This is a genomic window from Mesorhizobium sp. B2-7-2 (assembly GCF_006440775.1).
Taxonomy (GTDB): Bacteria; Pseudomonadota; Alphaproteobacteria; order Rhizobiales; family Rhizobiaceae; genus Mesorhizobium.
Genome location: NZ_VFTZ01000003.1, coordinates 301,553 through 314,653, shown reverse-complemented (window position 1 = coordinate 314,653; position 13,101 = coordinate 301,553). Strand labels below are relative to the sequence as shown.

Genomic DNA, 13,101 nt, shown 5'->3' with positions numbered 1-13,101 from the left:
ATTATGGGCAGCGGCGGCATCGAGCGGCCCCAGGCTGGGAAATACCTTTGTGAAGTCTAGTGCGCGGTTGGGCCCTTCAGCACCTGTAGGGACGGCGGATGCCCCTCATGGGTTTCCATGTAACCCTCGACCTGGACCTCCAGATCGGACATGGTCTCGCCGCCCGCCATCAGATCCGTGATCTCCTCGCGGGACTTCTCGCCTTTACGGAAATCGGCGGCGATGGCGCCGCGGATCAGCACCGCGAAATGGTCGCCGACGGCCATGGCGTGCATAACCTGGTGGGTGATGAAGACCACCGCCAGGCCACGCCGCTTGGCCTCGTTGACGATGCGCAGCACATGCGAGGCCTGCTTGACGCCGAGCGCCGCGGTCGGCTCGTCCAGGATCAGCACGCGCGCTCCAAAATAGACGGCGCGCGCAATAGCGAGCGACTGGCGCTCGCCGCCTGATAGGCCGCCGACCAGGCGGTCGCCGTCATCGATACGGGTGATACCGAAATCCCGGACCGCTTTCACCGCGATCTCGTTGGCGCGTTTGCGGTCGTAGATCTTGAATGGCCCCCAACCTTTGGTCGGTTCAACGCCGACGAAGAAGGAGCGCCCAATGCTCATCAGCGGAAACGTGCCGCCGAACTGGTGCACCGTGGCGATTCCGCGTCCCTGTGCATCGCTCGGTCCGGTGAAGGTCACCGGCTGACTATCCATCAAGATTTGACCGCTGGTGGGCTTGTGGACCCCGGCCAGGGTCTTGATGAGCGTGGACTTGCCGGCGCCGTTGTCGCCGAGCAGGCAAAGCACTTCGCCGGCGCGCACCCTCAGCGAAATATCGTGCAGGACGTCGATCGGCCCGAAGGATTTGTTGACGTTCCTCAGTTCGAGAATGGTAGGTTTGTCGTTCATGGCGTCATCTCTTCATCTGCATCCGGCTGCGCCAAGGTGCTCGGCGAAGCGGGGGCTGATCTGAAACTCGTTTCTCATGGGTTTGCCGGCTCTCGCGGCGGGCCTTGTTTGTGCCGCGGCCGGAAGTACAGCGCCAGGTCGCGGAACGACTGGTTCATCAGCACCGCCAGCAGGAGCATCACGCCGATGATCAGGTTCGACCAGTTCCGATCGATCTGGGTGAAGTAGATGCCCTGGCTGACGATGGCGAAGGTGATGGTGCCGACGAAGATGCCCAGGACCGAGCCGAATCCGCCGGTCAGCAGCACGCCGCCCACGACGACGGACACAATGGCATTGAAGATGAAGTTCATGCCGCCGGAGACCTGGGCGGAGTTGAACAGGATCGCTTGGCAGATGCCGACGAATGTGGCGCTGACCGCGGACAGCACGAACAGGGCAATGGTCATGCGGTCCGTCGGGATGCCGGCGTTGCGGGCGCTGACCTTGTCGCCGCCCATTGCAAAGAGCCAATTGCCATAACGCGTCTTGTGCAGCACGAAACCGATGATGGCGGCGAACGCGAGCCACCAGACGATGATGACCTGGTGACTGCCGCCGATCAGCTGTCCGAACAGGAATTTTGCCCAGTCCGGCGCGGTGAGCGCCACGCTGGCACTGCCGGTGAGGAGCACCGAAGCACTGAGCACCACGCCCTGCATGGCGACGAGCGTGGCCAGGGTGATGATCAGCGACGGCACCGAAGTCCGAATGGTCAGCAGGCCGTTGACCAGGCCGACCGCGATGCCGACCGCCAGCGCGCCGGCAATGCCCACTGTTATGGGCAATCCGTAGTAACCGGTCAGGATCGCAGTGGTCATCGAACCCGCCGGGATCAACGCGCCGATGGAAATATCGAGCTCGCCAGCGATCATCAGCAGGCCGACGGGGATGGCGACGATGCCGAGATTGGCCGCGAAGTTGACCCAGCTCGCCGCGCCAACCAGCGTGACCAGATTGGCGCCGCCGAACAGAACGAAGAACAGCACCACGCCGACGAGACTGAGGATGGAACCGGCGTCGGGACGGCGCAGCAAGGACTTGACCACGTCAATCATGACTGCCCTGCCTTCTTCGACGAATAGCTGAGCGCCAATTGCCGGAACGTGTCGTTGGTCAATACCGCAATCAGCAGAAGCGCGCCGATGATGACGCTGCCGACATTGGGATCCAGGCTGGTGAAGTAGATGCCCTGGTTCACGATCGAGAAAGTAAGCGTGCCGAACAGGATGCCGACGATCGAGCCGAAACCGCCCGTGAGCAAAACGCCGCCGATGACGACGCACATGATGGAATTGAAAATGAAGGACTGGCCCGCCAGAACCTGCGCGCTCTGATAGACCATCACCTCGCTGACCCCGACGAAAGCGGCGCTGAAGCCGGACAGCATGAACAGGCCGATGGTGAGCCGCTTGGTCGGGATACCGACGTTGCGCGCGCTCTCCTTGTCGCCGCCCAGCGCATAGATCCAATTGCCGATCGGTGAGACGTGCAGCAGCCAGAACAAACCGACGACGAACACCACCCACCACAGGATCGTGACCTGGAACATGCCGCCGAGATAATCACCGAGGATTAGCTTGGTGAGCGGGTCAGGCACGAGCGAGACGCCGGTGCTGCCGGCGATCTTGACGGTAAGCCCCAGCGTCAGACCCATCGTGCCGAACATGGTGCCGATGGTAATGATGAGCGACGGGATGGTTGTCCTCGTCACGAACAGGCCGTTGATGAAGCCGACCGCGAGGCCAAGGCCAAGCGCCGCCGCTATGCCGAGCCAATCGGGCAGGCCATAATGGCCGGAGACAATGGCCGCCGTGAGCGATGCAGCAGGGATCACCGCACCGACCGAGATGTCCAGTTCCCCGGCGATCATCAGCAGTCCAATCGGCAGCGCGATTATCCCGATCTCGGAAGCGATGTTCAGCCAGCTGGCCGTGCCGGCGGCCGACAAAAAGCCACTACCGCCGAACAGCCCGAAGAACAGCAGAACTGCGACCATGCCGAGAAACGAGCCCGACTCCGGCCGACGCGCCAGCCGGCCGAGGGCCAGTCCGGATTGCGTTCGGTCCGGCGCCGGAATTGATGTGGACGTCACGGGATGTGCCATTGGGGTAATCCGCGAACATGCCGACCTGCCACGATGCAGCCGACGCCGAGAAGGAAAGGGGCCGCCCGCAGCAAAAGCGAGGGCGGCCCAGGCGGAAGGATTATCGCGTCCCTGCTTTCACGCCGGCGATGGTGGCGTCGACATTTGCCTTGTCGATGATGCCTGGTCCCGTCAGGATCTCACGGGTAGGCACCGACAAACCATAGTTGACATGGCCGTTCAGGATCGCAACGGCGAGATAGCCTTGCAGATAGCCCTGCTGGTCGATCGCGCAGTCCTGCTGGCCGCCCTTGATGTTGTTCAGGATGGTCTCGTCGAAATTCATGCCGCAAAGGTGGACTTTTCCGATCTTGCCGGCCTGGGTAATGCCGTTCATGGCCGAGTTCGCATCGACGTTGCCGATGGTAAAGACGGCGTTCACGTCCTGATGCTGTAGCAGATAGGCCTTCACCGCCTGCGCGACGGCCGTGGCCGAGCCGAAGGAGGTGGCCGGCAACGGCAGCACGTCGGCTTCGCCGCCGCCGTTCTTCATCCCCTCCTTGAAGCCACCGCAAAACGCCTCGATATTGGCGGCGCCTGGCAGCGTGTTGATGCAGACGCCTTTCTTGTTGCCAGCCTTGGTGAGGTACTCGCCGGCCGCGACGCCGCCCTTATAATCGTCCGAGCCGACATAGTTCATGGCGCCAAGGCGATCGGCCGCTTTCAACCCGCCGGCATTGTAGATAAGCAGCGGAATGCCCGCGTCCTTTACCGCCTTGAACGCAGGGTCCATAGCTTCCGGCACCCAGTCCGGGCCGACAATGGCGTCGGCCTTCTGGTCGATCGCTTGGCGGATCAGTTCGGCGGCGTCTACACCGAGATTGTCGTAGTTCTGCGGCCCGAGCCAGGTAACCTTGCCGCCCTGAGCCTCGACCACCTTGCCGGCGTCTTCAGCGCCGCGCTTGACAATCGACCAGAACGGATCGTCGGGCTTGCCGCCGACCACGAAGATATTGGCGGCGAGCGTCGCGCCGGTGCTGAACCCGATCAGCACCGCTGTCGACACCAGTGTCTTGAAAAGCTTCATGGTATTCCTCCCAGATTACCCCGTGGGGTTTCAACAAAAGTCTTCCTGTCCCGGGCCCGCTCCTCACGGCTCAGCCGAAACAGCGTTTGGTTGGTTATTCCGCCGGCATTCCAGGCGCCGGATCACCGCGGCCTTCCTGGCGGCTCCGCATCTTTTCCTTCTTCTTGCGGAAGCGTGCCTTCATGGCCTCGTCGGCTTCCTTGCTGCCGTCGTGCCAGGTGCCAAACAGCTTATCGAGGGGTACCAGCCCGTCGCCGCCGTAATTCACCTCGAAATACTTGTGATGCAGGTAGTGTACGTAGGAATGGCTATCGAGATTGACCTTGTCGGTGATTTCGAAGATCTCGAAACCGAGGTGACCGTTCACCGCGCCGAAACCCGCGCCGTGCAGTGTGAAGTAGGCGCAGACCGGGTTGGACGGGATCAACAGGTGCAGCCAGGCCTCAGCGTGATAGAGGAAGCCTTCGACCGGATGCATCGACAGCGACGACCACGGGCTCGGGTTGATCGAATTATGATGGACCGAATGCACCCATTTGTAGAGCGGCGGCCAATGGATAGCCCTGTGCAGGAAGAAGAAATAGACCTCATGTACGGCCGGCGCGATAAGCACCAGGAACGACAGGTATAGCCAGTTCGTCGTCCACGGCAGCCAGACCGCCCAGCTGTTGGCATAGACCCACAGCATCACGATCTCGACCACCGTCCACAGCGGTATCGTGACGAAAAAAGAGCGGGCAAAATTGTCGATGTTCTGGCTTTGAAACCAGAACACGTCGGAGGGCACCTCGGACGGAAATTTCGGATTGTATTTGAAACGGTTCTGCTGCTTGCGCTGGATGTAATAGCGCAACTCGAAGAAGCCGTAGAAAAGAAAAATCCCGGCGGCATTGAGGCCATACAGCCAAAGGTAGTTGAGCAGCGAAAAGCTCGCGAGGCTTTGCCAGCTCGGGATGAGCAGATTGACCCAAATGAGCGACGTGGCGAGATGGAACATGTTCCACGGCCAGAAGAACTCCGGGATCCAGGCCATCACCTTCTTTGCATTGAACGGGCGGTGCCAGATCGGCGCCGGCTCGGCGCGGCGGTGCGGCGCCCAATTGCCGCGTTTGTCGCGTGTTCCATACTGAAGGTCATCCATCGTAACAGCGCCTCCTCACCCGGATCGATCTGGAATCTGCAGGGATCAGGCCCCGCCCTGGGCTCAGCCGGCCGAGCCCTAACTCGGCGCAATTCATATCGGAGGGTTGATATTTGGAGAAGGTAGAAATAGTATCAAAATTGCATTTGTATCATTTAGTTTCAGTCATGATGATACTGCAAAGGGATGGGCGTCCAATGAAGCGGCCGACAATCCATGATCTCGCCACGGCGGCAGGCGTATCGGTGGCGACTGTGAACAGAATATTGGGCGGCACCGTTTCCGTGCGACCCAAGACAGTCCAACGCGTGCAGAGCGCCGCGGAGGAAATCGGGTTTTACGGCCTAGGAGCGATTGACGATCGGGCCCGAAAAATATCGCCACACTACCGGTTGGGTTTCCTGCTCCAGCAGTCGACCCGCGACCTCTACCAGCTGTTCGGGAAGAAGATTATTGCCGCCTGTCGCGAGCGTCGGGACGAGGTCATTGAACCTGTCGTCGACTTCGTCGATATTCTGACGCCGGAGACCATATCGGGCCGACTGATCGCGCTCGGCGAGGAATGCGACGCGGTCGCGGTGGTCGCGGCGGATCACCCGATCGTTGGCCAGGCTATCCGTTCACTGAAGGAGATGGGGAAACCGGTCGTCTCCTACATCACGGATCAATCCGCCCCGGAAAGGGCGGCTTATGTGGGCACCGACAATTGGAAGCTGGGACGGACCGCGGCCTTCCTGATCACGCAAACGACGCAAGGCCCAGGCCGCATCGCGGTTTTCATCGGCAATCACCGGTACCAATGCCAAGACGTCTCGGACGCCAGCTTCCGCTCCTATCTGCGCGAGCATGCGCCTCGGCTCACAGTCGAGGAAAGCCGCCCCACTCACGAGGAACCAAATGAAGCTTACCGCATGGTGGCGGAGTTGCTGAAGTCGACCGACGATCTTGCAGGAATCCTAATTGTCGGCGGCGGTATTACGGGCGTGCTTCGGGCTTTAAGGGAAGTCTCTCCTGAGCGGCGATCAGGCATCAAAGTGGTGTGCCGCGACATTGGCCCAGAAACTCGGAAAGGGCTGTCCGAAGGGCTGATAACCGCAGCTCTCTGCCATCCTCTCGAAGCTACGTCTTCCCTTCTTGTGCAGACGATGATTGATGTCACTGGGCCGCAGGCGCAGCTGGCCACCATTCAGCGATCCATACCATTTGAAATTGTCACCCCCGAGAACATCTAAGGCGATTTCTCTGGGACTTTCGCAAGCCCAAATTTGAATGTCCGCTTTCAGGGCATGGTAGGGGCTGTTCGCCAGGCCGGTATGAGGTGCGAAGCGGTCGTTCAAACGAAGCAATGGCCGTTGTCTTGCTCAAGCTCGGATCGCTCGAGTGTTCCACCCTCGATCATCCTCTCAACCACCAAACCTATCTGATATGAAATTTCCATCGTTAGCCGCTCCCATGGAGCATCGATTGCAAGGAAATCACACATAGGTTGCCAGCTCCGGCAGGATGACGAAGAGATCGCCGACCAGGCCGTAATCGGCGACCTGGAAGATCGGGGCTTCCTCGTCCTTGTTGATGGCGACGATCACCTTGGAATCCTTCATGCCGGCCAGGTGCTGGATGGCGCCGGAGATGCCGACGGCGATGTAGAGGTCGGGCGCGACCACCTTGCCGGTCTGGCCGACCTGCCAGTCGTTCGGCGCGTAGCCGGCATCGACCGCGGCTCGGCTTGCGCCGACCGCGGCGCCGAGCTTATCCGCGACCGGCAGGATGACCTCCTGGAACTTCTCCGACGAGCCGAGCGCGCGGCCGCCCGAGATGATGATCTTGGCCGAGGTCAATTCCGGACGATCGTTCTCGGAAAGCTTGTTCTCGATGAAAGACGACAGGCCGGGGTTGGCGGCGGCGTTGACCGTCTCGACCGCGGCCGAGCCGCCTTCGGGCGCCGCCGCGAAGGACGCGGTGCGCACCGTGATGACCTTCTTGGCGTCGGTCGACTGCACGGTCTGGATGGCGTTGCCGGCATAGATCGGCCGCTTGAAGGTGTCGGGCGAGACAACCTCGATGATCTCGGACACCTGGGCGACATCGAGGAGTGCCGCCACGCGCGGCGCGATGTTCTTGCCCGACGAGGTCGCGGGCGCGACGATCGCGTCATAGGAGCCGGCGAGCGAGACGACCAGCGCCGCCGTCGGCTCGGCGAGGCGCTCGGCAAGCTCGTCGGCCTCGGCGAGCATCACCTTGCGCACGCCTTTCAACTTGGCAGCGGCATCGGCAGCTGCCTTGGCGCCCTTGCCGGCCACCAGCACGTCGACATCGGAGCCGATCTGGAGAGCGGCCGACAGCGCCTTGGCGGTCTGGTCGGAAAGGCTTGCATTGTCGTGTTCTGCGATGAGGAGAATTGCCATTTTCTTTGTCCTTTCCCGATCGCTTTAAAGCACGCCGGCTTCGTTCTTCAGCTTCTCGACCAGCTCGGCCACGCTCTTGACCTTGACGCCCGCCTTGCGGCCGCCTGGCTCCTCGGTCTTGATCACCTTGAGGCGCGGCTTGACGTCGGCGCCGTAGTCGGCCGGGCTCTTCTCGTCGAGCGGCTTCTTCTTGGCCTTCATGATGTTGGGCAGCGAGGCATAGCGCGGCTGGTTGAGGCGAAGGTCGGCGGTGACGATCGCCGGCATCTTCAACTCCACCGTCTGCAGGCCGCCGTCGACCTCGCGCGTCACCTTGGCCTGATCGCCTTCGAGCACGATCTTGGACGCGAAGGTGCCCTGGGCCCAACCAAGCAGTGCCGCCAGCATCTGGCCGGTCTGGTTCGAATCGTCGTCGATCGCCTGCTTGCCGAGGATGACGAGGCCGGGCGCCTCCGCCTCGACCACGCCCTTCAGCACCTTGGCGACACCCAGCGGCTCGGTCTGCTCGTCGGTCTTGACCAGGATGGCGCGGTCGGCGCCCATGGCGAGCGCGGTGCGCAGCGTCTCCTGCGCCTGCAGCGGGCCGATCGAGACGACGATGATTTCTTCAGCCTTGCCGGCTTCCTTGATGCGGATGGCTTCCTCGACCGCGATCTCGTCGAACGGGTTCATCGCCATCTTGACGTTGGCAAGCTCGACGCCCAGTCCGTCGGCCTTCACCCGGACCTTGACGTTGGCGTCCACAACCCGCTTCACGGGCACAAGGATCTTCAATTTCATTTTCCCTAAAATGAAATTGGGAGCGCTGGTCGGCTCGGTTTTGACACGGCTCAAATCACCGCCTCTTCGAGAAACGGTTCATTGCGCGGTATGCGCTCGTAGCTGAACGGCGACAGGTCGAGCGTCTGAAAAGCCCCGTGGACAATCAGCTCCGAGACTGCCCGGCCGACGGCAGGCGACTGCTGCAGGCCATGGCCGGAGAAACCATTGGCGAACATGAAGTTGGTCACCTGCGGGTGGAAGCCGACGATACCGTTGTGATCGAGCATGTTGTATTCGTAATGGCCGGTCCAGCTGGTCTGCAATTTCAACGCGTCGAACGCTGGAATGCGGTGCCAGAGCGCCGGCCAGATGTAGTCGTCGAACTCTTCAAAATGAATCTCGAAGTCGTCATAGTCGGCCGGCCCGTCGCCCTGCGGCGTGTTGCCGGTGAGAAAAAGTTCGCCTTCCGGACGCACGAATGTCCCGGAAAGGTCAATGACATTGGGCATCCGCCCGGGGATGGGATTGGCGCTGGCGAAAACGAAGCTGTAGCGCTTGTAGGGCGCGACCGGGATGGAAAGGCCGGCCATGGCTGCGACCTGCTGTGCGCGTGGGCCGGCGGCGTTGACTAGGATTCCGCAACGAACCGTCTGGCCGGTCGAGAGACGGGCCGAGACGACCCGGCCTTCGGAAACATCCAAATCCGTCACGGCGTTGTCGATATATTCGACGCCGCTCGCGCGCGCCGCGCGGCGGAAGCCGTTGAGGAGGCCCATCGAATCGAACCAGCCCTCTTCGCGCGAACCCCAAGAACCGCCGCCGAGGTCGTCGACATTCAGCCACGGAAAACGTTCCTTCAACGCGCCCGGTTCGAGGAAGACGGTGTGGGCGCCGAGGCTGCGCTGCAGCTCGACCCGTTCACGCGCCGCGTTCACGCCCTCGGGCGAGCAGCAGTAGAGATATCCATGTTCCTTGAAGCCGAGATCAGGCGCGGGCTCATTGGTGTAGAACGGCGCCATCCGCTCCTGAAACCCGCGGATGATCTCGATGCCGAACTGGCTGATCTTCACATTGATCGGGTTGGAATACTGCTGGCGGATTGCGCTGGTGGAGAGCGCCGTCGAGGAGAACTCGTAGCTTGAGTCGCGTTCGACCACGAGGATCGACGCGCCGCTGCCCAGCGCCTGGCTCAGCCAGTAGGCCGTTGACGAACCGATCACCGCGCCACCGACGATGACGATGTCGTAGGCGTTCCGGGAAGGCGCCTTGTAAGGAGGAATTGCCATGGCTTTTCCTACTGCCTGAACGAAGCGATCAGGGCATCCGAGCCCCGCGCCAGCAAACCGAGATCCGAGCCCACCGCAATCATGGTGAAGCCGTCGGCGACATAGCGGTCGGCGTCGGCCTTGACCGGCGCCAGGATGCCGCTGGCCTTGCCAGCGGCGGCCGCGGCCTTGCGCACCGAAGCGATCGCCTCCTGCACATGTGCAGCGCCTGGATTGCCCATCGCGCCCATATTGGTGGAGAGATCGCCGGGGCCGACAAAGAGAACATCGACGCCGTCGACCGCTGCAATCTCGGCCGCATTGGCGACGCCGGTTTCGTCCTCGATCTGGACGGCCAGCAGCTGCTGCTCGCGCGCCTTGGCGTGATAGCCGGCGATGCGGCCGAACGCGTTGGCGCGGTGGCCGACCGAGAAGCCGCGGAAGCCGCCAGGCGCGTAGGTCATCGCGGCGACGATTGTACGCGCCTGCTCCGCCGTGCGCACGTTCGGGATCATCAAGCTGCGGGCGCCGACATCCAAAGCTTGCTTCATGAGGTTGGCATCGTCCGACGGCAGGCGCACAACTGCCTCGCAAGGAAACGCTGCCGCGACCTGCAGCTGCGCCATGATGCTGCGCAGATCGTTCGGGCTATGCTCGCCATCTATCAGCAGCCAGCCCGCTCCGGAGCCCGCGACCACCTCGGTGGTGAGCGCCGAAGCCAGCGAACACCAGATGCCGATGTGGGGTTTGCCCGCCTGTACGGCAGCCTTTAGCGAATTGACACGCTCCTGCATTTTGCGATCGGTCTCCAATGAGAAGAAGGTGCATTGAAATTTGTATGATGTCCTATATCATATGGCCGACTTGGCGTGCAATATGGCTCTGGCCGCAACGGAGTTGCAAATGAAGATTGGCTTTATCGGACTGGGCGTCATGGGAGCGCCGATGGCAAGGCATCTCGCCGATGCGGGGCATGAGGTCGTCACGGTGCTCAACCGCTCGCCTCTGCCTGCGGATCTGCAAGCGTCGGTCGTCGCCTCCGCCGCTGAGGTGGCGCGGACTGCGGAGATCGTCATCACGATGCTGCCCGACACGCCTGACGTGGAGCGCGTCCTGTTTGGCCAGAACGGCGTGCTTCAAGGGATATCCGCCGGCAAGCTGGTCATCGACATGAGCTCGATCAGCCCGATCGCCACCGCCCAATTTGCGGCGAAAATCAGGGGAGCGGGGGGCGGCTTTCTCGACGCGCCGGTCTCGGGCGGCGAGGTCGGTGCCAAGGCGGCGAGCCTCACCATCATGGTCGGCGGACCGGCCGCCGAGTTCGAGCGCGCGCTGCCGATCTTTCAGAGGCTGGGCAAGAACATCACCCTGATCGGTGAGCAGAATGGCGCTGGGCAGATCTGCAAGATCTCCAATCAAATCATCGTCGCACTCAACATCGAGGCCGTGGCCGAAGCGCTGGTTTTCGCCAGCAAGGCCGGCTGCGATCCGTCGAAGGTGCGCAGCGCGCTGATGGGCGGCTTTGCTTCTTCCCGCGTGCTCGAAGTGCATGGTGAGCGCATGAGTTCCCGCACCTTCGCGCCAGGCTTTCGCATCGGGCTTCACCAGAAGGATCTCAGCCTCGCGCTCGAAAGCGCGCATGCGCTTGGCGTCTCCCTGCCGAACACGGCGATGGCGCAGCAATTGATGAATGCCTGTTCGGCGCGAGCGGGAGGTGCCGAGGCCGACCACTCGTCCCTCGTCCGGGCGATCGAGACCTTGAGTAATCATGAACTGTCAAATGAAAAGGAATGAACCGATGCGCGGAACCGGCAAAGCCGATGTCTTCGTGATGCTGGCCCATCCAGTCGGGCATGCCAAGAGTCCCGGCATGTTCAACCAAATCTTCGAGCAGAAGGGCCTCGACAGCCTGATGGTGCCGTTGAGCTGCCGTCCGGAGGATTTCGAAACCTTCTGGGCCGGCATCACGGCGGCCGAGAACATTCGGGGCGTGATTATCTCGGTGCCATACAAGGTCGCGGTTTTTCACAAATGTGCGACGGCTCACGATCGCGCCGCACGCGTGCAGAGCGCGAATTCCGTGCGCCGGCAGGCGGATGGCAGCTGGCATGCCGACAATTTCGACGGCGTCGGCTTCATCGAGGGGCTGAAGGCCGGCGAGCACCGGATCGCCGGCAAGCGCATCCTCCAGGTCGGCGCCGGCGGCGCGGGCGCCTCGCTGACTTATTGCCTTGCCGAAGAAGGCGCGGCGGAAATCCGCCTGGCCGACATCGACAGGGAACGCGCGCAAAAACTCGCATCGCTGGTCAACAAGGCTTTTCCCAACTGCCGGATCGAGGTCGGAGAGCCCGATCCATCCGGAATGGACATGGCGATCAACGCGACACCTTCCGGACTGAAGGCCAGCGATCCGCTGCCGATGGACGTGACCAAGCTGACCCCGAACATGACAGTGGTCGACATCATCATGGAGCCAGCCGAGACCGCCCTGCTCAAGGCGGCGAAGGAAATCGGCTGTCGCATCCAGCCCGGGCGCCCGATGATGGATTTCCAGGTCGAGGCCATGTCCGAATTCTTCGACATCGAGCGGAAGGATCGCGGCAATGGCTGAGGCATCGACAGCGGTCGTCATCGGCGGCACGTCCGGCATCGGACGCGCCATTGCGCTGCGCTTCGCAGCGGACGGCTATCAGGTGGCCGTCGCAGGCCGCGATGCCGTTCGAGGCAAGGAAGCGGCGGGCGCCAGCGAGGCAGAGGGCGCGCCGCGTGCCCTGTTCGTGCAGACCGATGTCGCTGAGCCCTCCTCCGTCGAGGCTCTGGCGAATGAAGTCGTGAGCGCGTTCGGCACACCCGATGTGGTGGTCAACTGCGCAGGCATCCTGCAGAGCGGCAAGCATGTGCTCGACCAGGATCTCGACGAAGACGAGCAGATGTGGCGCATCAACTATCGCGGCACGCTGCTTGGCTGTCAGGTGTTCGGCCGGCTGATGTCGACCGCCAGGCGCGGCGCGATCCTCAATGTCGGCTCGCTTGCCTCTTTCGCGCCGCTGTCACTGCCGGCCTATACGCCGGGAAAACATGCGATTCTGGCCCTCACCCAGATCCTGGCCGCCGAGCTCGGCCCACATGGCGTTCGGGTCAACGCGGTGGCGCCGGGCTACACGCTATCCGATGGGCTGAAAGCAAAAATCGCCAAGGGCGAGCGCAACCCCGAAGCCATCCAGGCGACCACGGCGCTGCGCCGCTTCGTCGAGCCACGCGACGTTGCCGAGGCCGCGCTGTTCCTGTGCTCCGACCGCGCCGCCTCGATAACCGGCGTGACCCTGCCCATCGATGCCGGCTGGCTCGTCCAGGCGCCCTACGCGCAGTATCTGCAAGGCAATCCCATCCGGCTGACGCCGGCTATCTGAGAGA

At 62.3% G+C, this 13,101-nt stretch carries 13 protein-coding genes; 4 read left to right on the top strand and 9 right to left on the bottom strand.

What is annotated here, in order from left to right; all coding sequences use genetic code 11:
- Positions 1–56: 56 nt before the first annotated feature.
- The 5 genes from FJ425_RS06410 to FJ425_RS06390 form a co-directional block, all read right to left on the bottom strand.
- Positions 57–902 carry an ATP-binding cassette domain-containing protein gene (locus FJ425_RS06410; RefSeq protein ID WP_140630336.1) on the bottom strand — a complete coding sequence of 282 codons (846 nt, stop codon included), beginning with the start codon at positions 900–902 and terminating at the stop codon, positions 57–59.
- 74 nt (positions 903–976) lie between these two features.
- Entirely contained in the window at positions 977–1,999 is a 1,023-nt protein-coding gene (locus FJ425_RS06405; protein ID WP_140722423.1) for an ABC transporter permease, read from the bottom strand.
- A complete protein-coding gene (locus FJ425_RS06400) occupies positions 1,996–2,940 on the bottom strand; it encodes an ABC transporter permease (RefSeq protein ID WP_224606939.1) in 945 nt (314 codons plus the stop codon). The genes FJ425_RS06405 and FJ425_RS06400 overlap by 4 nt, the downstream gene beginning before the upstream one ends.
- Before the next feature lie 208 nt (positions 2,941–3,148).
- Positions 3,149–4,114: a sugar ABC transporter substrate-binding protein gene (locus tag FJ425_RS06395; RefSeq protein WP_140542665.1), complete on the bottom strand. Its 966-nt coding sequence runs from the start codon at positions 4,112–4,114 to the stop codon at positions 3,149–3,151.
- Between the two features lie 94 nt (positions 4,115–4,208).
- On the bottom strand, positions 4,209–5,255 hold the full coding sequence (locus FJ425_RS06390) for a sterol desaturase family protein (RefSeq protein ID WP_140542664.1): 1,047 nt from the start codon (positions 5,253–5,255) through the stop codon (positions 4,209–4,211).
- Between the two features lie 197 nt (positions 5,256–5,452).
- On the opposite strand from FJ425_RS06390, the gene FJ425_RS06385 reads away from it, so the two are divergent.
- On the top strand, positions 5,453–6,487 hold the full coding sequence (locus FJ425_RS06385; RefSeq protein ID WP_140630327.1) for a LacI family DNA-binding transcriptional regulator: 1,035 nt from the start codon (positions 5,453–5,455) through the stop codon (positions 6,485–6,487).
- Positions 6,488–6,730: 243 nt separating this feature from the next.
- Here FJ425_RS06385 and FJ425_RS06380 read toward each other — a convergent pair whose 3' ends face one another.
- From FJ425_RS06380 to FJ425_RS06365, 4 genes are read right to left on the bottom strand one after another with little or no spacing between them, the layout of a single operon-like run.
- On the bottom strand, positions 6,731–7,660 hold the full coding sequence (locus FJ425_RS06380; RefSeq protein WP_140630325.1) for an electron transfer flavoprotein subunit alpha/FixB family protein: 930 nt from the start codon (positions 7,658–7,660) through the stop codon (positions 6,731–6,733).
- A 24-nt stretch (positions 7,661–7,684) separates the two neighbouring features.
- Positions 7,685–8,434 carry an electron transfer flavoprotein subunit beta/FixA family protein gene (locus FJ425_RS06375; RefSeq protein WP_140630322.1) on the bottom strand — a complete coding sequence of 250 codons (750 nt, stop codon included), beginning with the start codon at positions 8,432–8,434 and terminating at the stop codon, positions 7,685–7,687.
- A 56-nt stretch (positions 8,435–8,490) separates the two neighbouring features.
- Positions 8,491–9,708: an FAD-dependent oxidoreductase gene (locus tag FJ425_RS06370; protein ID WP_140630319.1), complete on the bottom strand. Its 1,218-nt coding sequence runs from the start codon at positions 9,706–9,708 to the stop codon at positions 8,491–8,493.
- An 8-nt stretch (positions 9,709–9,716) separates the two neighbouring features.
- Positions 9,717–10,481 carry an aldolase/citrate lyase family protein gene (locus tag FJ425_RS06365; protein WP_140630316.1) on the bottom strand — a complete coding sequence of 255 codons (765 nt, stop codon included), beginning with the start codon at positions 10,479–10,481 and terminating at the stop codon, positions 9,717–9,719.
- Positions 10,482–10,590: 109 nt separating this feature from the next.
- On the opposite strand from FJ425_RS06365, the gene FJ425_RS06360 reads away from it, so the two are divergent.
- The 3 genes from FJ425_RS06360 to FJ425_RS06350 are packed head-to-tail and all read left to right on the top strand — an operon-like array spanning position 10,591 to position 13,097.
- Positions 10,591–11,481: a 2-hydroxy-3-oxopropionate reductase gene (locus FJ425_RS06360; RefSeq protein WP_140722420.1), complete on the top strand. Its 891-nt coding sequence runs from the start codon at positions 10,591–10,593 to the stop codon at positions 11,479–11,481.
- A 4-nt stretch (positions 11,482–11,485) separates the two neighbouring features.
- Complete coding sequence (locus FJ425_RS06355; protein ID WP_140722417.1) at positions 11,486–12,298, top strand: shikimate dehydrogenase; 813 nt, start codon at positions 11,486–11,488, stop codon at positions 12,296–12,298.
- Positions 12,291–13,097, top strand: coding sequence for an SDR family oxidoreductase (locus FJ425_RS06350; RefSeq protein WP_140722414.1), 807 nt, complete (start codon positions 12,291–12,293; stop codon positions 13,095–13,097). Before FJ425_RS06355 ends, FJ425_RS06350 begins: the two co-directional genes overlap by 8 nt.
- The last annotated feature ends 4 nt before the right edge of the window (positions 13,098–13,101 follow it).

Coding starts and splice junctions, on each gene's coding strand:
- FJ425_RS06410 (WP_140630336.1), bottom strand. CDS start 902: ATGAACGACAAACCTACCATTCTCGAACTGAGGAACGTCAACAAATCC.
- FJ425_RS06405 (WP_140722423.1), bottom strand. CDS start 1,999: ATGATTGACGTGGTCAAGTCCTTGCTGCGCCGTCCCGACGCCGGTTCC.
- FJ425_RS06400 (WP_224606939.1), bottom strand. CDS start 2,940: ATGGTCGCAGTTCTGCTGTTCTTCGGGCTGTTCGGCGGTAGTGGCTTT.
- FJ425_RS06395 (WP_140542665.1), bottom strand. CDS start 4,114: ATGAAGCTTTTCAAGACACTGGTGTCGACAGCGGTGCTGATCGGGTTC.
- FJ425_RS06390 (WP_140542664.1), bottom strand. CDS start 5,255: ATGGATGACCTTCAGTATGGAACACGCGACAAACGCGGCAATTGGGCG.
- FJ425_RS06385 (WP_140630327.1), top strand. CDS start 5,453: ATGAAGCGGCCGACAATCCATGATCTCGCCACGGCGGCAGGCGTATCG.
- FJ425_RS06380 (WP_140630325.1), bottom strand. CDS start 7,660: ATGGCAATTCTCCTCATCGCAGAACACGACAATGCAAGCCTTTCCGAC.
- FJ425_RS06370 (WP_140630319.1), bottom strand. CDS start 9,708: ATGGCAATTCCTCCTTACAAGGCGCCTTCCCGGAACGCCTACGACATC.
- FJ425_RS06365 (WP_140630316.1), bottom strand. CDS start 10,481: ATGCAGGAGCGTGTCAATTCGCTAAAGGCTGCCGTACAGGCGGGCAAA.
- FJ425_RS06360 (WP_140722420.1), top strand. CDS start 10,591: ATGAAGATTGGCTTTATCGGACTGGGCGTCATGGGAGCGCCGATGGCA.
- FJ425_RS06355 (WP_140722417.1), top strand. CDS start 11,486: ATGCGCGGAACCGGCAAAGCCGATGTCTTCGTGATGCTGGCCCATCCA.
- FJ425_RS06350 (WP_140722414.1), top strand. CDS start 12,291: ATGGCTGAGGCATCGACAGCGGTCGTCATCGGCGGCACGTCCGGCATC.